The 23,157-nt window shown below is 65.3% G+C and carries 17 protein-coding genes, 1 tRNA gene and 3 pseudogenes; 6 read left to right on the plus strand and 15 right to left on the minus strand.

The window, feature by feature from the left end; genetic code table 11:
• Positions 1 to 14: 14 nt before the first annotated feature.
• Entirely contained in the window at positions 15 to 2,327 is a 2,313-nt protein-coding gene (locus AC3FOF_RS10985) for a cyanophycin metabolism-associated ABC transporter (protein ID WP_488726604.1), read from the minus strand.
• Between the two features lie 239 nt (positions 2,328 to 2,566).
• On the opposite strand from AC3FOF_RS10985, the gene cphA (AC3FOF_RS10990) reads away from it, so the two are divergent.
• The 3 genes from cphA (AC3FOF_RS10990) to AC3FOF_RS11000 are packed head-to-tail and all read left to right on the plus strand — an operon-like array spanning position 2,567 to position 8,192.
• Positions 2,567 to 5,203, plus strand: coding sequence for a cyanophycin synthetase (gene cphA, locus AC3FOF_RS10990; protein ID WP_276267685.1), 2,637 nt, complete (start codon positions 2,567 to 2,569; stop codon positions 5,201 to 5,203).
• A 20-nt stretch (positions 5,204 to 5,223) separates the two neighbouring features.
• Positions 5,224 to 7,794, plus strand: coding sequence for a cyanophycin synthetase (gene cphA / locus AC3FOF_RS10995; protein ID WP_035816849.1), 2,571 nt, complete (start codon positions 5,224 to 5,226; stop codon positions 7,792 to 7,794).
• Between the two features lie 20 nt (positions 7,795 to 7,814).
• The gene (locus AC3FOF_RS11000; RefSeq protein ID WP_488726605.1) at positions 7,815 to 8,192 is read left to right on the plus strand and encodes a hypothetical protein; all 378 of its coding nucleotides are present in this window, start codon (positions 7,815 to 7,817) and stop codon (positions 8,190 to 8,192) included.
• Between the two features lie 228 nt (positions 8,193 to 8,420).
• Here AC3FOF_RS11000 and AC3FOF_RS11005 read toward each other — a convergent pair whose 3' ends face one another.
• The 4 genes from AC3FOF_RS11005 to AC3FOF_RS11020 form a co-directional block, all read right to left on the minus strand.
• Positions 8,421 to 9,080, minus strand: a complete 660-nt coding sequence (locus AC3FOF_RS11005; protein WP_017230323.1) for an amino acid ABC transporter permease — start codon at positions 9,078 to 9,080, stop codon at positions 8,421 to 8,423.
• Between the two features lie 120 nt (positions 9,081 to 9,200).
• A complete protein-coding gene (locus AC3FOF_RS11010) occupies positions 9,201 to 9,998 on the minus strand; it encodes a transporter substrate-binding domain-containing protein (protein ID WP_017230324.1) in 798 nt (265 codons plus the stop codon).
• A 178-nt stretch (positions 9,999 to 10,176) separates the two neighbouring features.
• Complete coding sequence (locus tag AC3FOF_RS11015; protein ID WP_276269001.1) at positions 10,177 to 11,097, minus strand: glutamate/aspartate ABC transporter substrate-binding protein; 921 nt, start codon at positions 11,095 to 11,097, stop codon at positions 10,177 to 10,179.
• 149 nt (positions 11,098 to 11,246) lie between these two features.
• A complete protein-coding gene (locus AC3FOF_RS11020) occupies positions 11,247 to 12,509 on the minus strand; it encodes a D-amino acid dehydrogenase (protein ID WP_488726606.1) in 1,263 nt (420 codons plus the stop codon).
• Positions 12,510 to 12,631: 122 nt separating this feature from the next.
• Here AC3FOF_RS11020 and AC3FOF_RS11025 point away from each other — a divergent pair, with 122 nt between their 5' ends.
• Both AC3FOF_RS11025 and paeA read left to right on the plus strand, forming a co-directional pair.
• On the plus strand, positions 12,632 to 13,585 hold the full coding sequence (locus tag AC3FOF_RS11025) for a LysR family transcriptional regulator (RefSeq protein ID WP_488726607.1): 954 nt from the start codon (positions 12,632 to 12,634) through the stop codon (positions 13,583 to 13,585).
• Between the two features lie 99 nt (positions 13,586 to 13,684).
• Positions 13,685 to 14,998, plus strand: coding sequence for a polyamine export protein PaeA (gene paeA, locus AC3FOF_RS11030; RefSeq protein WP_017230342.1), 1,314 nt, complete (start codon positions 13,685 to 13,687; stop codon positions 14,996 to 14,998).
• Between the two features lie 157 nt (positions 14,999 to 15,155).
• Here paeA and AC3FOF_RS11035 read toward each other — a convergent pair.
• The 8 genes and pseudogenes from AC3FOF_RS11035 to AC3FOF_RS11070 form a co-directional block, all read right to left on the minus strand.
• Positions 15,156 to 15,992, minus strand: a pseudogene (locus AC3FOF_RS11035) (phosphatase PAP2 family protein); the annotation flags it as partial.
• A 4-nt stretch (positions 15,993 to 15,996) separates the two neighbouring features.
• Positions 15,997 to 16,866 carry a DUF1653 domain-containing protein gene (locus tag AC3FOF_RS11040; protein ID WP_488726608.1) on the minus strand — a complete coding sequence of 290 codons (870 nt, stop codon included), beginning with the start codon at positions 16,864 to 16,866 and terminating at the stop codon, positions 15,997 to 15,999.
• Between the two features lie 106 nt (positions 16,867 to 16,972).
• Positions 16,973 to 17,128 carry a hypothetical protein gene (locus AC3FOF_RS11045; RefSeq protein ID WP_017230345.1) on the minus strand — a complete coding sequence of 52 codons (156 nt, stop codon included), beginning with the start codon at positions 17,126 to 17,128 and terminating at the stop codon, positions 16,973 to 16,975.
• A 217-nt stretch (positions 17,129 to 17,345) separates the two neighbouring features.
• Positions 17,346 to 17,755, minus strand: a pseudogene (locus AC3FOF_RS11050) (lysophospholipid transporter LplT); the annotation flags it as partial.
• Positions 17,756 to 17,788: 33 nt separating this feature from the next.
• Complete coding sequence (locus tag AC3FOF_RS11055; RefSeq protein WP_488726609.1) at positions 17,789 to 18,325, minus strand: MarR family winged helix-turn-helix transcriptional regulator; 537 nt, start codon at positions 18,323 to 18,325, stop codon at positions 17,789 to 17,791.
• A 427-nt stretch (positions 18,326 to 18,752) separates the two neighbouring features.
• Positions 18,753 to 18,983, minus strand: a pseudogene (locus AC3FOF_RS11060) (aldehyde dehydrogenase family protein); the annotation flags it as partial.
• 39 nt (positions 18,984 to 19,022) lie between these two features.
• Positions 19,023 to 19,700: a flavin reductase family protein gene (locus tag AC3FOF_RS11065; protein WP_488726610.1), complete on the minus strand. Its 678-nt coding sequence runs from the start codon at positions 19,698 to 19,700 to the stop codon at positions 19,023 to 19,025.
• Between the two features lie 50 nt (positions 19,701 to 19,750).
• The gene (locus tag AC3FOF_RS11070) at positions 19,751 to 20,230 is read right to left on the minus strand and encodes a VOC family protein (protein ID WP_488726611.1); all 480 of its coding nucleotides are present in this window, start codon (positions 20,228 to 20,230) and stop codon (positions 19,751 to 19,753) included.
• A gap of 162 nt (positions 20,231 to 20,392) precedes the next feature.
• Between AC3FOF_RS11070 and hpaH the strand changes: the two genes are divergently transcribed.
• Positions 20,393 to 21,202, plus strand: a complete 810-nt coding sequence (gene hpaH / locus AC3FOF_RS11075; protein ID WP_276266120.1) for a 2-oxo-hept-4-ene-1,7-dioate hydratase — start codon at positions 20,393 to 20,395, stop codon at positions 21,200 to 21,202.
• 350 nt (positions 21,203 to 21,552) lie between these two features.
• Here hpaH and AC3FOF_RS11080 read toward each other — a convergent pair.
• Positions 21,553 to 21,642: transfer RNA gene (locus AC3FOF_RS11080), tRNA-Ser, on the minus strand.
• Between the two features lie 78 nt (positions 21,643 to 21,720).
• Complete coding sequence (gene serS / locus AC3FOF_RS11085; protein WP_017230351.1) at positions 21,721 to 23,025, minus strand: serine--tRNA ligase; 1,305 nt, start codon at positions 23,023 to 23,025, stop codon at positions 21,721 to 21,723.
• Positions 23,026 to 23,157 lie beyond the last annotated feature (132 nt).

Raw genomic sequence — 23,157 nt, forward strand, 5'->3', positions numbered from 1 at the left:
AGGGGCCGCCTTCCTTATTGCACTGATGGCACTGATGGCACGTTGACCGCTTCGGCGGCGTCGATATCTTCGTCGGCATCGGTGTCGACGTTGCGGGCCTGCGCCTGGTAGAGCTTGTAGTAGTGGCCTTCGCGCGCCAGCAGTTCTTCATGCCCGCCCACCTCGACGATCTGCCCGCGGTCCATCACCACCAGGCGATCCGCCTTGCGCAGCGTGGACAGCCGGTGCGCAATGGCGATGGTGGTGCGGCCCTGCACCAGGTTGTCGAGCGCCTTCTGGATTTCCTTCTCGGTGGCCGTGTCGACGGAGGACGTGGCTTCGTCCATGATCAGGATGCGCGGGTTGATCAGCAGCGCGCGGGCGATCGAGATACGCTGGCGCTCGCCGCCGGAAAGGGCCTGGCCGCGCTCGCCCACCAGCGAATCGTAGCCATGGGGCAGGCGCAGGATGAATTCGTGCGCGTGGGCGGCGCGCGCGGCGGCGACGATGTCCTCGCGCGTGGCGCCGGGCTTGCCGTAGGCGATGTTCTCGGCGATCGTGCCGAAGAACAGGAAGGGCTCCTGCAGCACCAGCCCGATATGGCTGCGGAATTCCGAGACCGGCAGCGAGCGGATATCGACGCCATCGAGGCGGATCGCGCCTTCGGAGACGTCGTAGAAGCGGCAGATCAGGTTGACCAGCGTGCTCTTGCCCGAGCCGCTGTGGCCCACCAGGCCGATCATCTCGCCCGGCGCGATCGACAGGTTGAGCCCGCGGATCACGGCGCGGTTGCCGTAACGGAAACCGAGGTCGCGCAGTTCGATGGCACCCTCGACGCGCTCCAGGTGGGTCGGGCGCACCGGCTCCGGCACGCTCGATACGTGGTCCAGGATATCGAAGATGCGCTTGGCGCCGGCGGCGGCCTTCTGCGTCACGGAGACAATGCGGCTCATCGAATCCAGCCGCGTGTAGAAACGGCTGATGTAGGTCAGGAAGGCCACCAGCACGCCAACCGTGATCGCGTTTTGCGAGACCTGCCAGATACCGAAGATCCACACCACCAGCAAGCCAATCTCGGTCAGCAGCGTGACGGTCGGCGTGAACAGGGACCACACGGCATTGACGCGGTCGTTGATCGCCAGGTTGTGCCGATTGGCCTCGCGGAAGCGCTCGACCTCGCGCTTTTCCTGGGCGAAGGCCTTGACCACCCGGATGCCGGGAATGGTATCCGCCAGCACGTTGGTGATTTCCGACCAGATCCGGTCGATCTTCTCGAAGCCATGGCGCAGGCGGTCGCGCACTAGGTGGATCATCCATGCAATGAACGGCAGCGGCACCAGCGTCACCAGCGCCAGCCACGGATTGATGGAAATCAGGATGCCGGCCGTCATGACGATCATCAGCACGTCGGTGGCGAAATCCAGCAAATGTAGCGACAGAAACACGCAGATGCGGTCGCTTTCCGAGCCGATGCGGGCCATCAGGTCGCCGGTGCGCTTGCCGCCGAAGTACTCCAGCGATAGCCGCAGCAGGTGCTCGTAGGTGGTGGTGCGCAGGTCGGCGCCGATGCGCTCCGACACCCGCGCCAGCAGGTAGGTACGTGCCCAGCCCAGGCTCCAGGCCACCAGCGCGGCGCCCAGCAGCCCGGCCAGGTACAGCTTGACCCGGCCGTAGTCGATCGGCATACCGTTCTGATAGGGGATCAGCACCTTGTCCATCAGCGGCATGGTCAGGTACGGCGGCACCAGGGTGGCGGCGGTGGACAGCAACGTCAGCAAGAAGCCCGCGAGCAGTTGGAAGCGATACGGCCTGGCAAAGCGCCACAGGCGCAGCAGCGCCCAGGTCGAAGGCGGGGTCTCCAGGTCGCGGCTGCATTGCGGGCACTGGTCGTCGTCCGGGGGCAGCGGCGCCTTGCAGGTCGGGCAGACCGCTTCGGCCTCGTCGCCGGCCAGCCCGCCCCGCCCCGAACCCGACAGGTTGCGCTGGGCATGGAACTGGTCGATCAGGCGCAGCGCGGCCGGATTGTGGCCCAGCGTGTAGCGCCAGCTGGACAGCAATCGCCCACTCTCTTGCAGTTCGAGCGTGCCGACCCCCGCGTGATCGGCGTGAAGCAGCGATAATCCGGGCTGGATCGCCCATTGCTGCCAGTCGTTTTGTCCGGGCATGCGCGCCAGCAAGCGACGATCCGTCACAAGTACCCAGCCTTGGGTAAAATGCAGCTTCGCGTCGAGGTCCACTCCCAGCCAGGCCAGAACGGCCTCGCCAGGAAGCAGGCGGGTGCCGAGTTCATTACGCCACGGCTCGTTCGTGGCGTTGCTGTCAATCACGGGCAAGGAAGGTTGGGTCATCGTTGGCAATGCATGCTGCGTCCCTTGGTATGGACATAACTTGAAACAATTTAGTGCGGGCGCGCCATGGCGGCCCGCCAATTTGCCCGCAGTATACATAAGGCCAAACACACGGGCGTCCCTGATGCACTGCACAATCGCTTTTTGATCAAGAAAGTCAACCGGCTGACCGTAGTAACGTTACTGAAAGGTTAGGCTTCTATTTCTCGGGCACTCGCCCACTGCCTCAAGCTAAATCAATGAAAAAGAAGGACATTGAGATTTTCGATGTCATGTCGCTGCGCGGCCCGAATATGTGGACATATCGGCCTGTGCTGGAGGCGTGGGTCGATATCGGGGAACTGGAGGATTTTCCCTCCAACAAGATTCCGGGGTTCTACGAGCGCCTGTCGGCATGGCTGCCCTCGCTGATCGAGCATCGCTGCAGCATCGGTGAGCGCGGCGGCTTCCTGCAGCGGCTCAAGGAAGGCACCTGGCCGGGCCATATCCTGGAACACGTTACGCTTGAGCTGCAGAACCTGGCCGGCATGCCTGGCGGTTTCGGCAAGGCACGGGAGACACCGATCCGCGGCGTCTACAAGGTGATCGTGCGGGCCTGGCACGAGGACGTCACTCGCGCCGCCCTGTTCGCCGCCCGCGACCTGGTGATGGCCGCCATCGAGGACCGCCCCTACGACGTCCAGGAGACGGTGGAGCATCTGCGCCGCCTGGTGGACAAGCACTGCCTGGGTCCAAGCACCGCCTGCATCGTCGACGCCGCCGACGACCGCGGCATCCCCGCGCTGCGCCTGTCGGAGGGCAACCTGGTGCAGCTTGGCTATGGCAGCCGCCAGCGCCGCATCTGGACCGCCGAGACCGACCGCACCGCCGCCATCGCCGAGAGCATCTCGCGCGACAAGGACCTGACCAAGAGCCTGCTGGAATCCTGCGGCGTGCCCGTACCCGAAGGCCGGATGGTCGAAAGCGCCGCCGACGCCTGGGACGCCGCCGAGGACATCGGCCTGCCGGTGGTCGTCAAGCCCTACGACGGCAACCATGGCCGTGGCGTATTCACCAACCTGACCACCCGCGAGGAAGTCGAGACCGCCTATGGCGTGGCCATCGACGAAGGCAGCGGCGTCATCGTCGAACGCTTCGTGCTGGGCAACGAACACCGCCTGCTGGTAGTGGGCGGCCGCCTGGTGGCCGCCGCCATGGGCGAGACCGCCAGCGTGAGCGGCGACGGCAAGTCGACCATCGAGGAACTGATCGAGTCGCAGATCAATTCCGACCCGCGCCGCGGCAGCACCGAAGACCACCCGCTCAACAAAGTGCGGCTGGATTCGGCCGCGCGCCTCGAACTCAAGCGCCAGGGCCTCGACGCGCTTTCCGTGCCGCCCGAAGGCAAGCATGTGCTGATACAGCGCAACGGCAATGTCGCCTTCGACGTGACCGACCGCGTGCATCCCAGCGTGGCCGCGCACGCTTCGCTGGCCGCCCGCGTGGTGGGCCTGGACATCGCCGGGGTCGACCTGGTGGCGCAGGACATCTCGCGCCCGCTCGCCGAGCAGCGCGGCGCCCTCGTCGAGGTCAATGCCGGCCCCGGCCTGCTGATGCACCTGAAGCCCTCCAACGGCGAAGCCCGCCCGGTGGGCCGCGCCATCGTCGATCACCTGTTCCCCGCGGGCGAAGGCGACGACAACGGCCGCATCCCGGTGGTGGGCATCACCGGCACCAACGGCAAGACCGTGGTGGCCAAGCTGGTGGCGCGCCTGCTGCAACTGTCCGGCAAGCATACCGGCCTGGCTTGCAGCGACGGCCTCTACCTGGACCGCCGCCGGGTGCAGGGCGGCGACCGCGCCAACTGGGACGCGGCTCACCGCATCCTGATGAACCGCGCGGTCGATGCCGCCGTGTTCGAGAACGATAGCGGCGCCATCCTCTCCGAAGGCCTCGCCTACGACCGCTGCCAGGTCGGCGTGGTGACCAATATCGACGTGCCCGACCATCTCGGCCAGTACTACGTCGAGGAAGTCGAGAAGATGTACAACGTGCTGCGTACGCAAGTCGACGTGGTACTGGACGGCGGCGTCGCGGTGCTCAACGCGCGCGACCCGCTGGTGGTCGAGATGGCCGAGCTGTGCGACGGCGACGTGATCTTCTTCGGCTTGTCGGCGGACCTGCCCGCCATTGCCGCGCATCGCGCCGCCGGCCGCCGCGCGGTCTACCTGCGCGACGGCAAGGTGGTGCTCGCCACCGGCAGCCGCGAGACGCCGCTGGCCGACGTGGCCGCGATCCCCCTTACCTATGCCGGCCGCGTGGCCTTCCAGGTCGAGAACGTGCTGGCGGCTGTCGCCACCGGCTGGGCGCTGGGCATCTCCAACGACCTCATCCGTGCCGGCGTGGTGACCTTCGACGTGGGCCAGGTGGATGTGCCGGGCCGCTTCACGCTGTTCGAGCGCAACGGCGCCACCGTGGTAATCGACGACGCCCACAATGCCCCCGCGCTGGAAGCGCTGGTGGCATCGCTGGACCGCTTCCCCAGCGAGCGGCGCGTGGTGGTGTACGGCGCCGGCGCGCAGCGCCGCGACGAAGACATGGTCAAGCAGGGCAAGGTGCTGGGCGCCGCCTTCGACCGCGTCTTCCTGTGCGAGGACCGTTCGGTCGAACGTGCCTTGCCTGATGCCGAGGCGCGCGCGCTGCTCAAGCAGGGCCTTTACGAAGGCCGCCGCGTGACCAAGATCATCGACGAAGGCACGCGCCGCCAGGCCATCGAGGCTGCCCTCGCGCAAGTGGTGGCCGGCGACCTGCTGGTCCTGCAATGCGACGAAGCCACGACCCTGCCGACGATCGACCAGGTGCACCAGTGGATGGGCCAACCGGGCCGCCGCGCCTGATCCGGAAGGAAACCGATTTCATGGAAGTCTCACGTATCCGCGCCCTGCGCGGCCCCAACCTGTGGTGCCGCCACACCGCCATCGAAGCCATCGTATCGTGCTCCGACGAGGCCCACACCCTGGCCCAGCTGCCCGGCTTCGAGGAACGCCTGCGCGCACGCTTCCCCGAAGTCGGCCCGCTGCGGCCCGACGACAACGAAGGCGTGGTGTCGCTGGCACACGCACTCGAATGCGCCGCGATGCGCCTGCAGGCCGAAGCCGGCTGCCCGGTCAGCTTCAGCCGCACCGCACCCACCGTCGAGCCCGGCACCTACCAGGTGGTGGTGCAGTACAGCGAGGAAGAAGTCGGCAGGCTCGCGCTGGAACTGGCTGCCACGCTGTGCCGCGCCGCGCGCGACGATGTTCCCTTCGACCTGGCCGATGCGCTGCATCGCCTGCGCGAACTCGATGAAGACGTGCGCCTGGGGCCGAGCACCGGCTCGATCGTCTATGCAGGCGTGGCGCGCGGCATTCCGTACCGTCGCCTGACACAGGGCAGCATGGTGCAGTTCGGCTGGGGCAGCAAGCAACGCCGCATCCAGGCTGCCGAAACCGATCTGACCAGCGCGGTCTCGGAATCCATCGCGCAGGACAAGGAACTCACCAAGACGCTGCTGCACGCCGCCGGCGTGCCGGTGCCGATGGGACGCTCGGTGTCTGACGCCGAGCAAGCCTGGGCTGCAGCTCAGGAAATCGATGCGCCGGTCGTGGTCAAGCCGCGCGACGGCAACCAGGGCAAGGGCGTGGCAGTGCGCATCCGCACCCGCGAGGAAGTGATCGCCGCCTATGAGGTCGCCGCCGAGATCAGCTCCGACGTCATCGTCGAACGCTACATCCCCGGCCACGACTTCCGCCTGCTGGTGGTCGGCAAGCACCTGGTGGCCGCGGCCCGCCGCGACCCGCCCCAGGTCACCGGCGACGGCAAGCACACCGTGCGCGAACTGGTCGAAGAGGTCAATCGCGACCCGCGCCGCGGCGAAGGCCATGCCACCTCGCTCACCAAGATCCGCTTCGACGATATCGCGCTGGCCACGCTGGCCAAGCAGAACCTGACGGCGGATTCGGTACCGCCCAAGGGCACCCGCGTGGTGCTGCGGAACAACGCCAACCTGTCCACCGGCGGCAGCGCGACCGACGTCACCGACGACGTGCATCCCGAAATGGCCGCACGCGCCGTGGCCGCCGCGCAAATGGTCGGTCTCGACATCTGCGGCGTCGACGCGGTCTGCGAAACCGTGCTCAAGCCGTTCGAGGAACAGGCCGGCGGCATCGTCGAAGTCAATGCAGCGCCGGGGCTGCGCATGCACCTGCAGCCCTCCTACGGCAAGGGCCGCGCGGTGGGCGAGGCCATCATCTCCACCATGTTCGGCGACGGCGACGATGGCCGCATCCCGGTGGTGGCGGTCTCCGGCACCAATGGCAAGACCACCACGGTCCGGCTGATCACCCACCTGCTCGCCTCCAGCGGCCTGCGCATGGGCATGACCGGCACCGACGGCGTCTACATCATGGGGGAACGCATCGACACCGGCGACTGCAGCGGCCCGCGCAGCGCGCGCAATGTGCTGATGCACCCCGACGTCGACGCCGCCGTATTCGAGACCGCGCGCGGCGGCCTGCTGCGCGAAGGCCTGGCCTTCGACCGCTGCGACGTGGCGGTGGTGACCAATGTGGGCGAAGGCGATCACCTGGGCCTGTCCTACATCAGCACGGTGGAAGATCTCGCCGTGCTCAAGAGCGTCATCGTGCAGAACGTGGCGCCGCACGGCATGGCCGTGCTCAATGCCGCCGACCCCATGGTAGTGCGCATGGCCGACGCCTGCCCCGGCGCCGTGACCTTCTTCGCGGCCGACCTCAACAACCCGGTGATGGCCACGCACTGCGCCCAGGGCAAGCGCGTGGTCTATGTCGAAGATGGCCATATCGTGGCCGCCGAGGGCGAGAACCAGGTGCGCATCGCGCTGTCGGCCATCCCGCTGACGCGCGGCGGCACCATTGGCTTCCAGGTCGAGAACGCCATGTCCGCCGTCGCCGCGGCATGGGCACTGGGCATCGACTGGGAAGTGATCCGCCGCGGCCTGGCCACCTTCGTCAACGATGCGGCAACGGCCCCCGGACGCTTCAATGTGTTCGACTACAAGGGCGCGACCGTGATCGCCGACTACGGCCACAACCCGGACGCAATCCAGGCGCTGTGCAACGCCATCGAAGGCATGCCGGCCAAGCGCCGCTCCGTGGTCATCAGCGGCGCCGGCGACCGCCGCGACGTCGACATCCGCCGCCAGACCGAAATCCTCGGCGGCGTGTTCGACGAAGTGATCCTGTACCAGGACCAGTGCCAGCGCGGGCGCGAAGACGGCGAAGTGCTGGCCTTGCTGCGCGAAGGCCTGGAAGGCGCGACCCGCGCCAGCGCGGTAGAAGAGATCCGCGGGGAATTCCTCGCCATCGATACCGCACTGTCGCATCTGCAGCCAGACGACCTGTGCCTGATCCTGGTGGACCAGGTGGAAGAAGCGCTGGCGCATATCGCGCAACGCATCGCCGGAGACTGATCCCAGGCAATGCAGCAGCCATGCAGGAAAGCCAGCCGACGAGGCTGGCTTTCTTGTTTTTGGGGCAAGTCCAAAGCCGGGGAATTCGCTCCGCCCCCCCTGAGCGCACCCGCAAACCGGGCCACCGAGCCCACGACGAAACCAGCAAGGATCGGGAGGCAGTGGCCATCCGGGTAACGGCAGAAGCGCGAACCACCACGGGCCATTGCCATCAGGGGCACTACAATAAAACCAATGCCGTCCGCAGTGGTGATGCGGTTCGCGCCGGTAGCGCCAGCAGTCAGGCAGAACTGACGCGCCCACCACGAATCCGCAAAGCAACCAAGCCCGACAAGCCAGCCCCCCTGCAAGGGGTCGCTTTCTTTTGGTTACTTTTCTTTACGAGTAAAGAAAAGTGACACCTCCATGTGCCCAAGAGCCTGACGCCACTCCGCCTTTAGGCCCTGCAGACCTGTCTCAACCCACCCAAGCCCAAGAGCCCGCCGCCACTCCGCCTTCAGGCCCTGCAGACTTGTCTGGAAACCCACCCAATCCCAAGACCCTGACACCACCCTGCAGACCATCATCAGCCCCCTACAAAACCCAGAAATAACGCCAGCAAACCCATCGCATCATTCAAAGCCCTCTCAATGCCGCCCCGGCAACGACAACCTCCGCTCCAACACCCGCTGCACCTGCGCCAAAACCGTACTCAGCACCCAGTAAATCCCCGCCACGGCAAGATAGAGCGGCAACGGCTGGTAAGTCGCCGCAATCACCTCCTGCGCCGTGCGCAGCAACTCCGTCACCGTAATCACCGACACCAGCGAAGTATCCTTGATCAGGCTGATCAGGCTGTTCGACAAACTGGGCACCGCCAGCCGCAGCGCCTGCGGCCCCACCACGAAGCGCAAGGTCTGGCGTTGCGTCAGGCCCAGGCTATAAGCCGCCAGCCACTGCCCGCGCGGGATGCCGAGGATGGCGCCGCGCATGCTCTCGGACAGGTACGCCCCCACGTTCAGGCTTAGTGTCAGCACACCCGCCGGCGTGGGCTCCAGCGCGATGCCGATGCCCGGCAGGCCGTAGTACACCACGAAGATCTGCACCAGCAGCGGCGTGCCCCGCATGACGCTGACGTACACCCGCGCGACCGCCTGCGGCACGCGCCGGTGGCTGATGCCCATCAGCGCGACCACGATGCCGATCGCCAGCCCGAAGGCCATCGACAGCAAGGCGAACTTGATGGTAAGCAGCATGCCCTGCAGCAGCACTGGCAGCGAATCGACGACGAGCTGGAGAGCGGACATGGGAAGCCCTGGATCGTGCCGGCCATGGCAACGGCGATGGCGTTAGCGGCCATGCCATGGCGGTACTGCGAAATCACAAGGGGGCATCGGCGGCATTCGCACCCCGGCCGCCGGCGGCCCCTACTTCGCCGGCCTGGTCACGTCGCTGCCGAACCACTTCACCGACATCCTGGCCAGGCTGCCATCCTTGCGCGCCTCGTCCAGCGCGCGGTCGATCGCCTGCGCGAACCTGGGATTGTCCTTGCGGAAAGGAATCGCCACCTCGGAGTTGCCGCCGTCGACAAGCGCCCCCGGCCGCAGTGGCAGGTTCGACGTCTTGATCAGGTAGCCGATCATCAGCCGGTCGTTCAGCGCGGCGTCCACGCGCTGCGCGGCCAGGTCGCGCAGGTACTCGGGCGCGCCGGGATAGGTCTTGACATCGATGCCGGGCACCGACTTGGCCAGTTCGTTGTAGTTGCTGCCGAGGCTGACGCCGAGCTTCTTGCCCTTCAGGTCATCGAGGGACTTGAACTGTCGCTTGTCGTCCTTGCGCTGGATCAGCTGCGCGGCCGAATAGACGTAAGGCGTGGAGAAATCCAGCACCTGCCTGCGCTGCGGCGTCACCGCGACCTGGTTGACGATGACGTCGAACTTGCCAGCCTGCAGCCCGGCAATGATGCCGCTCCACTCGGTGGTGACGAACTCCGGCTTGACGCCCAGCCTGGCCGCCACCAGCTTTGCCACATCGACGTCGAAGCCTTCCAGCTGGTTGCTGGCGCCGCGATAGTTGAAAGGCGGATAGGTACCTTCCAGCCCGATCTTCAGCACGCCTGCCTGCTTCACGGTGTCCAGGAGATCGGCGGACCGCGCCGGGGCGCCCGCGGCCAGCAACGAAACGGCAAGCAGTGCCCCGAGGCAGCCAGTACGAAGCGATCGCATATGTTCTCCAGTCAGCACAAGCGACGCGAACACGGTCCGCGCCGCTGCGGCAAGCGTTAGCCCATGACGACGCCAGGAGCATAGTCCGAGCGTAGTCCGGCTTTCAGCCTACAGCAAACCCCGAGTACACAGCAATAACGATTCGCCCTCCCCACCCGGCCGCCTGTCCTGCCATCGCCTACTGGAAAGCCTTGTCGTTCGGGTGCGCGTAGAGGTCCTTCATATCGGTGGAAAGCGGATAGTTGAGATTGATGCCGCGCGGCGGGACCGGCGACTGGAACCACTTCTGGTAGAGCTGCTCGGCACGGCCGCTGCTCATCAGGCCGGCAATCACGCCGTCGGCCAGCTTCTTGAAGGAGGGATCGTCCTTGCGGAACATGCACGCGTAGTTCTCGGTCTGCAGCGGCGTGCCGACCACGGTCCATTCGTCGCGGTTCTTGGCCTTGGTCAGCTCGCCGTAGAGCAGCGGCTCGTCCATGACGAAGGCTACCGCGCGGCCGGTCTCCAGGATCAGAAAGGACTGGCCATGGTCCTTGGTGCTGATCAGGTTCATGTTCATGGCTTTCTCGCCATTCATCTTCACCAGCAGGCGCTCATCCGTGGTGCCGGCGGTGGTCACCACATTGCGGTCCTTCAGGTCGGGAAAATCCTTCACGCCCGAGTCTTTCTTGGTCAGCATGCGCAGCCCATAGACAAAGAGGCTGTTGGAGAACGCCACCTGTTTCTGCCGCTCGAGGTTGTTGGTGGTGGTGCCGCATTCGATGTCGATGGTGCCGTTCTGCATCAGCGAAATACGGTTCTGCGACGTGATCGGAATCAGCTTCACCTGCAGGTTGGGCATCTGCAGCTGCGCCTTCACCTTGTCGACGATCTGCAGCAGGATGTCGTGCGAATAGCCCATCACGTCCTTTCCGTTGGTGTAGGAGAACGGGATCGACGACTCGCGGTAGCCCAGCGAGATCACGCCGGTGTCCTTGATCTTGCGCAGCGTGTCGCCGTCGTCGGCAAAGGCGCTGCCGGCGGCGCCGGCAGCCAGTGCCAGGACGGCCGCGCTCAGCAGGCCACGGGAAAATCGGTTGGGACGCGCTTGCGGTTTCATGGTGTGGCTCTCCTTGGACAGGGACATGGCTCGTGGTGTGTTGATGATGCTTCGATGACGCTTCGGTATTCAGCAAGACAAACTTCAGCAAGACAAACAGGCAAGGCACTACAGGAAATGCGGATCGACTCAAGCGCGGCCGCGCCGGCTCATGCCAGCGTTGCGGCAAAATCCTCGGCCTCGATGACGGGCCTGCGCCCGGCCAGGCGATCGGCGAGCAAGCCCGCGCTGCCGAGCGCCAGCGTGAAACCGAGCGCACCGTGGCCGATATTGAGCCACAGGCCGCGCAGGCGCGACGGCCCCACCAGGGGCAAGCCGCTCGGCGTGGCCGGACGCAGGCCCGCCCACGGCTGCAGCCGATCTGCCCCGGAGCGTGGCGCAATGTCGCCAAACAAGGCGCGCGTCTCGCCAGCCAGCGTGGCGATCCGGGCCGGGTCGATCGCGTTGCTTGCGCGCACCAGGTCGGCCATACCCGCCACGCGCAGCGTGTTGCCGATGCGGGCATAGACGATCTTTCGCGCAAAGTCGGTGATGCTGATATGCGGTGCGCCGGCGCCGTCGGCGAGCGGCACCGTGATGCTGTAGCCCTTGAGCGGCCACAGCGGCGCGCGCAGGCCCAAGGGCCTCAGCAGCGCCACGCTGCCGATGCCGCCGGCGACCACCACCGCGTCCGCCCGCTCGAGCCCGGATCCGGTGCGCACCCCTGTCACGCGATCGCCTTCCCGCTCGATGCCCAGCACGCCGGTACCGAAACGCAGCGTCACGCCGGGCCGCTCACGCAGCAACTGTGCCAGCGCCAGACAGAAGCGATGGCAGTCGGCCACTTCCTCACTGGGGGTATGAATCGCGCCGGCGATCTTGCTGCGGATGCCGGCCAGCGCCGGCTCCAGCGCCACGCATGCATCGCGGTCCAGTGCCTGTTGCTCGCAGCCCAGGCTGGCCTGGTAGTCGAGCAGGCGGCAGGCTGCCTCGAAACTGTCTTTATCGCGGTGCACAATAAGCTTGCCGCGCCGGGCAAATCCAAACTCCACCGGTTGGCTGTCGACAAACGCCTGCATCAGGTCACGCGAATAAAAGGCCAGGCGCAGCAGCTTGCGCGTGGTGGCTTCGCTGGTGCGGGCATTGCAGGCCCGCGCGAACGCCGCCAGCCAGCGCCACTGCGCCGGATCGCCCGACGGACGGAAGCGCATGGGCGAATCCGGCCGCATCAGCCAGCCCGGTACCTTGGCCAGCACACCGGGCCCGGCCAGCGGCGCAACATAGCTGTAGCTGAGCTGCCCGCCATTGGCAAAACTGGTTTCCTCGCCCGGCCCGCCGCGCCGTTCCAGCACGGTGACCTCGTGCCCGTCGCCCGCCAGCCGCCAGGCGGTGCTCATCCCGACCACCCCCGCCCCCACGATTGCAACCTTCATCACCCGCCTCTTTGATCCGATCCGGGCAGGGTAGATCAGGCAGGTCCGTTTGCCCAATGCGAATACGTGCAAGAATATGTCTTTAAGCTATAGGTGACTCCGGATCCCCTCCCTCTGCCACCATGCGACTGCGACAAATCGAAGTCTTCCGTGCCGTCATGCTGACCGGTACCGTCAGCGAGGCCGCGCGGCTGCTGCACGTTTCCCAGCCGGTGGTCACGCGCGTGCTACAACATGCGGAAGCTACGCTCGGCTTCCGGCTGTTCGACCGCGTCAAAGGCCGGCTGCAGGCCACGCCGGAGGCCAGCGCGCTATATGGCGATGTCGAGCGGCTCTATGGCGAGATCGAGCGGGTGCGCCGTGTCTCCGAAAGCCTGCGCCACAAGGGCGCCGGCCGGCTCCGGGTGGCGGCCACGCCGAGCCTGGCCAGCCCCTTGCTGGTGCCTGCCGTGCGCCGTTTCTGCGCGCGCCATCCCGAAACCCAGGTTCAGGTGCTGACCCACCATACCGACGAAATCGTGCAGGCTCTGCTGGCCAACCAGATCGACCTGGGATTCGCCTTCTCGCCGCCGCGCCACGAGGCCATCGCCAGCGAACCGGTGGCCGGCGGGCAGATGCTGCTGGCGGTACCGCGCGGCGAACCGCTGTCGGCGCGCGGGCGGCGGGCCGACGTGCCGATGCACCGCCTGGTGGAGCGCCCCTTCATTGCCTACGACGACAACAGCTCGCTCGGGCTGCTGGTGCGCCAGACGCTGGCGCGCAATGCCCTCGAACCGCGCTCCACGCTGGAGGTCCAGACTTACTCGCTGGCGCTGTCCCTGGTCGACGCCGGCCTCGGCCTCACCCTGCTGGACCAGTACACCGCGCTGGGAGCCAACCCGGAGCGCGTCTCGCTGCATGAAGTGAAGCCGGCGCTGCCATTCGAGATCCAGCTGCTGCGCGCCAGCCACCGCGGCAGTTCCAGCCTGACCGACGATATGCGCGAGCAGTTCGCCGATGCGGCACTGCAACTTGCGGCCACCCTGCCGCAGCGGCTGGAAGCGCCAGCGGTCAGTTTCGAGCACGCCCCGAAATGAAACACCTTGCCGGCCGGCGCCGCTGCCCTTTGCAGAATTTGACAGTTCCGTACGCCGTGCACCATCATCAAAGCGCCTGACCGGTGCCCTTCCAAACCTATGTTCGCCCTTCTGCTGCTACTCCTCGTCCTGATCAGTGCCTTCTTCTCGATATCCGAGATCGCGCTGACCGCATCGCGCCGCACCAAACTGCAGACGCTGTCGGAGCGTGGCGACCACCGCGCCACCAAGATCATGCTGCTCAAGGAGGAGCCGGGCAACTTCTTCACCATCGTGCAGATCGGCGTCAACAGCGTCGCCATCCTGGCGGGTATCGTCGGCGAGAAGCATGTCTCCGACCTGGTGCAGACGGCATTGCTGCCCTACCTTGACGCCGCCACCACCCAGCGCATCGCCAATGTCGGTTCCTTCCTGATCGTCACCCTGCTCTTCATCCAGTTCGCCGACCTGATTCCCAAGCGCATCGCCATGACGTTCCCCGAAGCCTGCGCGCTGGTGGTGATCGGGCCGATGCTGACGCTCATCAAGCTTTTCAAGCCGCTGCTCTATGTATTCAACGGCGCCGCCGACGCCATGCTGCACCTGTTCGGCGTGCCGACCAAGCAGATCGACCAGATCACCTCGGAGGACATCGCCGCCATGGTCGACGCCGGGGCGGAGGCGGGCGTACTCCACAAGCATGAGATCCACCTGATCGAGAACGTGTTCGAGCTCGATGCCAAGAACATCACCGCGGTGATGACGCCGCGCGACGACGTGACCTACCTCGGCCTGGACGAGTCCGCCGACAGCCTGCGCCGCAAGCTCGTCAGCCACCCGCATGCGCAATATCCCGTATGCGGCCATAACCTCGACGACGTGCTGGGCTATATCGATTCCGAAGACATCCTGCAGATGTTCCTGGCCGACGACTCCACCGGCGTGATCGGCAACATCGGCAATATCGGCAAGCACCACAACAAAAACGTGCTGGTGATCCCGGACACGTTGACGCTCACCGAATCGCTCACGCGCTTTCGCGAGATGCACCAGAGCTTCGGCGTGGTGATGAACGAATACGGGCTGGTGGTCGGCATCGTCACGCTCGACGATATCGTGGGCGCGCTGATGGGCAATATCATCTACTCCACCGAGGACGAACAGATCGTGCGGCGCGACGACAGCTCATGGCTGGTCGATGGCGTGACGCCGCTGGTGGACCTGAAGAAGGCGCTGGAACTGGATGATCTGCCCGGCGAGGATTACGTGGATACCGCCGCCGGGCTGGTGATCTATACGCTCAAGCGCATCCCGAAGAAATCGGAAGCCATCGAGGTGGCAGGCTATCGCTTCGAAGTGCTGGATATCGATCATCACAAGATCGATCAGCTGCTGGTGTCGCGCCTGCCGCCGGCGCAGCCGTTTCAGCCGTAAGCGCACGGCGGTAGCGCTCGACTGTGGCGGGCAGCTGGAACGCTACGATCCACGCGCCGACCACCACCACCGCCGCCGCCGCGGCCGCGCCCAGGCACAGCGGCGCCAGCCGCTCCGGCTCGTGCAGGGTGGCATACGCGGTGCCGAGCAGCACGATCCAGGCAAAGCCCAGCGCGCAGCCGGCCAGCACGTCGGAAAGCCAGTGCATGCCCAGATAGAGGCGCGACAGGCAGATCAGCGTCACGGCCACCGCGGTCAGGGCGACCACCGGCATGCGCACCCGCCAGGGCTGGCGCAGGCACAGCAGGAAGGCCAGGAAACCATAGGTCACCATGCTGCTGGTGGCATGGCCGCTGGGAAAGGAGAATGACTCCAGGCCACCGTAGATGCTGGCCGGGCGGCTACGCTCGAGCGCCAGCTTGAGCACCATCACGCAAGCGCGGGCGCCGACCAGCGCACCCACCCAATACGCCGCCGCCACCCAGGCACGGCGCCACGCCAGCCAGGCGAAGACGGTCACGCCCACGGCCACGGAAACGCGCGCGCCGCCCAGTTCGGTCAGGCCCACCATGACCGTATCCAGCCAGCCCTGCTGCCAGGTCCGCAACTGGGCGTACACCGCCTGGTCCACCTGTACCAGCGGTGCGCCCTCGACAATGGACTCGCCCAGCCACAGCAAGGCAGCGGCGCAAGCCAGCAAGAGGACGCCGCCCAGCGCCAGCAGCAGCAATTCCACGATATCGCGCTCCAGCATGCGCACCAGGCGCGGCCACTGGCCCGGGCGGGCCTGCAGTGCAAGGTGTCCGCGCAGGCGAGCGCTATCGAGGCGGCGCACCAGCGGCCGGATCACAAGCAACAGCCCGCGCACCAGGCATAACAGCAACAATGCGAACAAGGCGAGCAGGCCCACTACGCCCAGCGCGGTGGCCGGCGTAAGCCAGGGGGCGGAGGCGGGTTGCGCCAGGGCAAGCGTCTGAACGGGAGCAGCAACCATCGGATCAGCCTCCCGCTGCCATGCGTGCGATATTGGCCCGCGCGGGCACTTCGCAATCGGAGAAGGCCGGACTGAGGAATAGCTGGGGACGTTGCGCCAGCGCCTGCAGGAAAGCGATCCGGCGCTGCATGAAGCCAGCGTACAGGGCATCGCCGGCCAGCCCGGAGCGGTTGGCCAGCAGCGTCCGGTTCTCCTCGAACACGGCGCGGGTATAGGCATCGAAGTCCGCCGCCGGCGCTGCCAGGCGATAGAGATCGAGATCCAGCACCAGCGCAGATTCCGGCGTCGAGGCGCGATGTCCGCAGGTATCCATCACGATGCGCGCGGCCAGCGACATCGCCGCCGTATCGACGCCTTGCGCCATGGTCTCGATCAGCGCCGCCGAAGCGGCCTCGTTGTGCTCGCATCCCGGCACGTACACCGCGTCGTGGAACAGCACGGCAAGCGCCTGCGCCGGCGTCAGCGCAAGGCCGCGCGCCTGCGCCACCGCGAACATCTCCAGCACATGCCGGCGATCATGGTAGCGACGGTATGGCGCATCGTAGCAAGCCAGCACCTGCAGCACCGCCGCCCGCGGCAGGAAGTCCAGGCAGTCCAGCGCGGCGGGCCAGTCCGGCGCGAAGCGCGGCTGCGGGCCCTGCGGCGTATCCACGCTTTGGCTGAAGACATCCAGTGGCCGGACCCACAGCTGGGACCGGTCCCGCAGCGCCTCGTAGACCACCACCTGCGACAGGTCGGACTCGATGCGCCCGAGCCCGGCGATGGCATAGGCACCGCCCTTGTAGTGGCGGTATGGCATGCCTGGCAGGTAATCGTCCGGCGAGCCGGCGCTGGCCGGGGCTTGGGTGGAAGGCTGGGAATAATGCTGTGTCATGAGTGGCTGTTCGAAACGGAGCAGCGTCATGATAGTGCATCGAGATAGTCCACCGACTGCGCGGGGCCTGGCGTGCCAGCCCCGCGCCGGGGCGGGACTGGCTGGATTACTTGCGGTGCGTGCGCTGGCGCATCGCGCCGGGCTCAGCCATCTTCGGGTCCTTGTGAGAAACCTCCTGCACCTCGCTCTCCTTGCTGTGCCGTTTCTCGATCCGGATATTCGGCGATGGGCGCTTCGAATTGGAGTGAGCGTTCCGACTCATCTGGGGCCTCCATTCTGGTCGACGTGGCGGTTGCCACTTACTCAATATAGTGCGGCCAGCGCGCGATGCACGGCAGGTCAAAAATAGGCCCGCCACGCCTTGATGGCTTGCGACGGCGAACTCACCCGTTGCGGATGGATGCTCGGTGCGGTGACGCCGTAGCAGCTTTGTTTATCAGTGGGCTCCTCGCCTGCGCGGGTACCCCATGGATGGATGCGTGGTGGTTGTCTTCGCTAAGCATCGCCAGCGAATTGAACGTCCGTACGTTGTAGCGATGCTGTCGCATCACCAGTAGCATGCCGGTGCAGACGAACAGACCGAGGCCGACGATCACTATGCCGATGGTGCATTGAGCTTAATCAGCAGCGCGTACAGGGTTAACGTCAGCAGGACTGAGACATTCCCATTGAAGTTCTGCACGGCGATCGAGTGGCCTGCGGAGAGCGGCACGTGGCCGCGGTGCTGCAGCAGGGCGTTCATCGGCACCACGAAATAACCGGACATCCCGCCCACCACCGCCAGGAAGAGATAGGCGGTCGCCACATAGAGCGGCATGTGCAGCCCCGGCGCATCAAGCATGACGTCGGGTATGATGCCCTTGGTGCAGAAGGCCATCAGAGTGAGCACCGCGCTCGAAGGCCTCGACGAGACCAACCATCATCATTTGATGCCATGCCAGACTTTGGACAGAATTGCCTCGAGCGCCTGGCAATCCTCTTCGCTCAACTCGCGGGTAAGATGAGCACAAGCGCGCCAGAAGGTCGGCAAGGCCTGATTCAGCAGCATCCTGCCTTCATCGGTCAGTGCCAACTCAAGGCTGCGTCTATCGTCCTTGCGATGTTCGCGTGCAAGCAGGGCACGCGCCTCCAGCCAGTCCAGCAGACCGGTGGCCGAGGAACGGGTCACGCCAAAATAGTCCGCAATCACCGAGGGCGTGAGCGGCCCGACATCCAGCAGCCCGCGCTCGGCCAGCGAAAACAGTATCAACACGTCCAGCTTGTTCTCGGTGATGCCATGTTCGCGCAACTTTGCGTTGGCCACGCCCATCACGTCGTCGCTCAGCCAAAGCAACATCAGGCCAGCCGCAGCCTTCTTTCGGCTGGTGCCCCGCTCCGCGGTGGCAGCAAGCAGTTTCAAATGGGGTGCGATGGCTTGTTTGGCTTCGACGCGATGGGTGGTGTGGATCTCGTTCGTCATAGGGTTGGGCGGGCGGCCGCGTGCTGAGGAATCTGGTACGGGTGGCATATTGTGTGTTAATCGTATCAGACTCCGCATGGAAACTCCCATATCGGGACGCCGGGCCTATGCTCCGTCCGCGAAGGCGTCTCGCCTATCGGCAATATGCCCATACGCGCAGGCGCTACCGACTCTGTCGATGCCCCTGGCGCCATCCGAAAATGGGTCGCGTGGGCGCGCTTCGGCCGAGTTGCTCGCGTAGGCCTTTGCAACGCAAGCGGCGTTGCCGGGCAGCTCAGCTGCGTACGCCGGCGTCATGGCATTCACGAACATGCCGGATATGCAGAGTGTCGCGCAAGCGCAAAGGTATCGATTGACATAAGATTTCACTTCTTTCTCCAAGTCTTGAAAACAGGGTGCAACGGAATGCGCTGCCGGCGCGGAACTGCTATGCGTGCCCGCCAGCGCTGGATTCGGGGCGGCTGGCCAAGCCCCCCATGCAGAGGTATTTGATCTCCAGGTAATCATCCAAGCCGTGACGGGAGCCTTCCCTTCCCTGTCCCGACTCCTTGATGCCACCAAATGGCGCAACTTCCGTCGAGATCGCGGTCTCGTTGATGCCGATCATTCCCGCTTCGATGGCGCCTGCGACCCGCCGCACCCGTCCCAGGTCGCGGGTAGCGGCGGCTGCCCGTGCAAAGGCGGCTTGCTTCCGAGTTCATCCCGTGCATGACGCCGTTGCCGGTTCACCGCGGAGATATTCCTCGGCTTTTCCGCTACGTTTGATGTCGTCCCACTGCTGCGAGCTCAACTGGGGCATCTGAAAAGCCGGGCCAGGACGGCAATACCAGCCGGGGTTGTGGAGCCGACTCAGCAAGTCCATACGAGGCGTATCGAGATAGAGCCGCTCGGCGTCCAGGACGGCCTCGTCAGCCACGTGCATCGCCACGATGTCGGCGACCACTACGGTGCGCCCGCCGTCGATGTCGAGCAGGTTGCGCACGCTGCATTCAAATGAAGCCGGGCTCATGGTGACCCGCGGTGTTGAAATCCTGGTCCCGGGAACGAGAGCCAGGTCAGCCTCCACAGCTTCATTCACATGCGCCGGAAAATCGACCGCCGTGACGTTCATGCGACGGGCAAGCGCCGTCGACACCAGATTCACGGTGAACTCACCGCGCGCGCGAATGTTCCTGGCAGTGTCTTTCGGCATGCCATCGCGGATTCCGATGCCGACACAGAAGATGGGCGGGTCGCCCGACAACAGATTGAAGAATGAGAACGGCGCGACATTGATCGCCCCAGCCTCATCCATGGAGGAGATCCAGGCGATCGGCCTGGGCACGATGACAGTGGACAGCAACTTCTGCCGCGCAGCGCCGTCGAGTGCTTGCATGTCTATGTACATTGGGACTCAACCCTAAAGAATGGGGTGCCTGGGAAAACTCAGGATTTCGTCGTTGGGGTAGCCCCGGCAGCGGCACGCGCGTCGGCGAATGCACGGTCGCTGCGCTTGCAGCGGCAGCGGCCAATCTGATGCAGCTCGATCAGATTGCCCACCGGATCCCGCAGGAACAGCTGTTTCAACTCTGGGGCCGCCACGTTGTCGAGTTTCCAGAAGTCCACATTCATGCGCAGCAACTCCGCCTCCGTCGCGAGGATATCGCGCACCGCCAGCGCAACGTGGTTTTCGACCGGATCCTTGCCAGGTCCCTGTGCATAGGGCGAAGGACCGTCGCTGCCGAGCAGGTGGATCTGGCAGTCATTACCCATGTCAAGAAAGTAGCCGGGAATGCCGGGAATGCTCCAGCGCCCGGCATCCGTGTCCAGACCGAGTACGCCGCCATAGAAAGCGCCCATGGCTTCGACCTTGTCGATGGGCATACGTACCGCGTGATGATGAAGCTCGAGAATCTCAATAGCCATGTTTGGCTCCTCTGTCGAAAGTGAACTGGCAGGAATCGGCGCCACCTGACTTTGCATTCAGCGCCGCCTTCGATATATGATACGGTACACGTACTATATGTCAAGCGAAGTACATTCCAGTTGTCGATGTCCACTGGCGTTGACGCAGTTCAAGGAGATTTCATGCGCACCTTTGATCCAAGCACCATCCAACATATCGCCGAACAACTCGAGATGGCCGAGGCGAGCCACCAGCAGATTCCGCAGCTCTCAGCGAGCTATCCAGGGATGACTGTTGATGACAGCTATGCGATACAGAGTGCCTGGATCGCGCTCAAACGCGCCTCGGGCCGCCGGCCAATTGGCGCCAAGGTCGGCCTGACCTCCCGTGCGATGCAGGCAGCAGTTGGAATCGACGAACCGGATTTCGGCGTGTTATTGGATGACATGCTGCTGCCTGAAAACGCCGCGGTCCTTGCCAGCCGCTTCATCGAGCCGCGCGTGGAGGTCGAACTGGCGTTCGTGCTCGAGCGCGACCTTTGCGGCCCCGGCATCGGTGCCTGCCAGGTGCTGGACGCCACCGCCTATGTCATCCCGGCGCTCGAATTCATCGATGCGCGTATCCAGCGCGTCGACCCTGTCACCGGCAGAACACGCCGGGTCCGGGATACCATCGCCGACAACGCCGCCAATGCCGCCCTGATGCTCGGTGGCAATCCGATCCGACCAGGCTCCCTGGATCTCCGCTGGTGCGGGGCCTTGCTTAGCCGCAACGGGCTTATGGAGGAGACGGGAATTGCGGCGGGCGTGCTGAACCACCCTGCCAACGGGGTGGCGTGGCTGGCAAACCGTCTGGCCAGGGAAGGGCACAAACTGTCCGCGGGGGACATCGTCCTGTCGGGATCATTTACGCGCCCCTTGCTGCTCGCCGCAGGTGACGTCGTGCATGCCGATTTCGGCAGACTGGGAAGCTTGTCTTTCCACATGGCCTAGGCCCCGACTATTTTCGGTAGCTTGCGGCCGTGGCGTCATCGCACCCTTGCCACCTTCGCTGTGCGCGCCCGTGCGGTATCGATCCGCACTCCGACGCCAATCGGAGTGGGCGGACGCAAGGCAAGGTTGGCGTACCGGCGAAAAGGATCCGGCGAGCCTGAAGCCTCCCCTGCCCAGGCCCGCCCGATGAAGGCGCAACCAGAATGAGGAGGCGAGCGTCATCCGGGGCCGGCGCTGAATGATGCCCCCGAGTTACGTCCCCGAGAAGCCGTTCGACAAGCCATTGCAATGGATTGCCCCAAAGCAAAAACCCCACGACTCCGTGGGAATCGTGGGGTTTTGCGTACTGCTGGCGGAGAGGGTGGGATTCGAACCCACGGTACCGTCGCCGGTACGCCTGATTTCGAGTCAGGTACATTCGACCACTCTGCCACCTCTCCGGTAACTGGGTCGCTTGTCGCGAAGAACAAGATTATAGAGGAAACCTTGATGCGACCGCAAGCCCCTTGGTCGAAAATTTACGCCTCGGGCTCGAGCCGCGTCAGGCCGCCCAGATAAGGCTGCAGCGCGGCCGGCACCGTCAGCGAACCGTCTGCGTTCTGGTAGTTCTCGAGAATCGCCACCAGGGTGCGGCCCACGGCCAGGCCGGAGCCGTTGAGCGTGTGCAGCAGCTCGGGCTTGCCCTGTCCCGTGCGGAAGCGGGCCTGCATGCGGCGCGCCTGGAAGTCGCCCATGTTGGAGCAGGAACTGATCTCGCGGTAGGTGTTCTGCGCGGGAATCCACACCTCCAGGTCATAGGTCTTGGTGCTGCCGAAGCCCATGTCGCCGGTGCACAGCACGATGGTGCGGAACGGCAGGTCCAGCTTCTTCAGGATGGCTTCGGCGTGGCCGGTAAGCTGCTCCAGCGCGTCGAACGATTGCTCGGGCGGCACCACCTGCACGAGCTCGACCTTGTCGAACTGATGCTGGCGGATCATGCCGCGCGTGTCGCGGCCGTAGGAGCCGGCTTCGGAACGGAAGCAAGGCGTATGGGCGACGAAACGCAGCGGCAGCTCGTCGCCGGCCACGATGGCGTCGCGCACGATATTGGTCAGCGGCACCTCGGCGGTGGGGATCAGGTAGAAATTCTCGGTGCGCTCGCCCTCTTCGCTGCCGACCTTGCGCGGCACCTTGAACAGGTCTTCCTCGAACTTGGGCAACTGGCCGGTGCCGCGCATCGACGCGGCATTGACGATATAGGGCACGTACATCTCGGTGTAGCCGTGCTCGAGCGTGTGGGTGTCGAGCATCAGCTGCACCAGCGCCCGGTGCATGCGCGCAATGCCGCCGCGCAGCATGGCGAAGCGCGAACCCGTGACCTTGCTCGCGGTGTCGAAATCCAGCCCGAGGCGTTCGCCCACGTCGACGTGATCCTTGACCTCGAAGTCGAAGCTGCGCGGCGTGCCGACGCGGCGCACTTCCACGTTCTCGTTTTCGTCGCGGCCCACCGGCACGCTTTCATGCGGCAGGTTGGGAATGGCCAGCATGGTCTCGGAGAGCTGGGCCTGGATCTCGTCCAGGCGAACGGCCGAGGCCTTGAGCGCATCGCCGATGCCGCCGACTTCGGCCATCACCGCCGAGGCGTCCTCGCCCTTGCCCTTGAGCATGCCGATCTGCTTCGAGAGGCTGTTGCGGCGCGCCTGCAGTTCCTCGGTCTGGGTCTGCAGTTGCTTGCGCTCGGCTTCGAGTGCCTGGAAGGCCGCTACGTCGAGTTGGAATCCGCGCGTGGCAAGGCGTTGCGCCACGGCGTCGATGTCTTTGCGGAACAGCTGGATGTCTAGCATGTTGCGTGTGAGGGGGAGGTGCATGGGCCGGCGAGATGCCGGCGGACCGGCCATTTTACTGCACCGGGCGGGATGGGCGCCGATAAGGCGGGTGAGGAACAGAGCAATGGATCGGCCGCTGTCTGGGCAAAC

The sequence above is a fragment of the Cupriavidus sp. 96C5-1 genome (assembly GCF_057798855.1).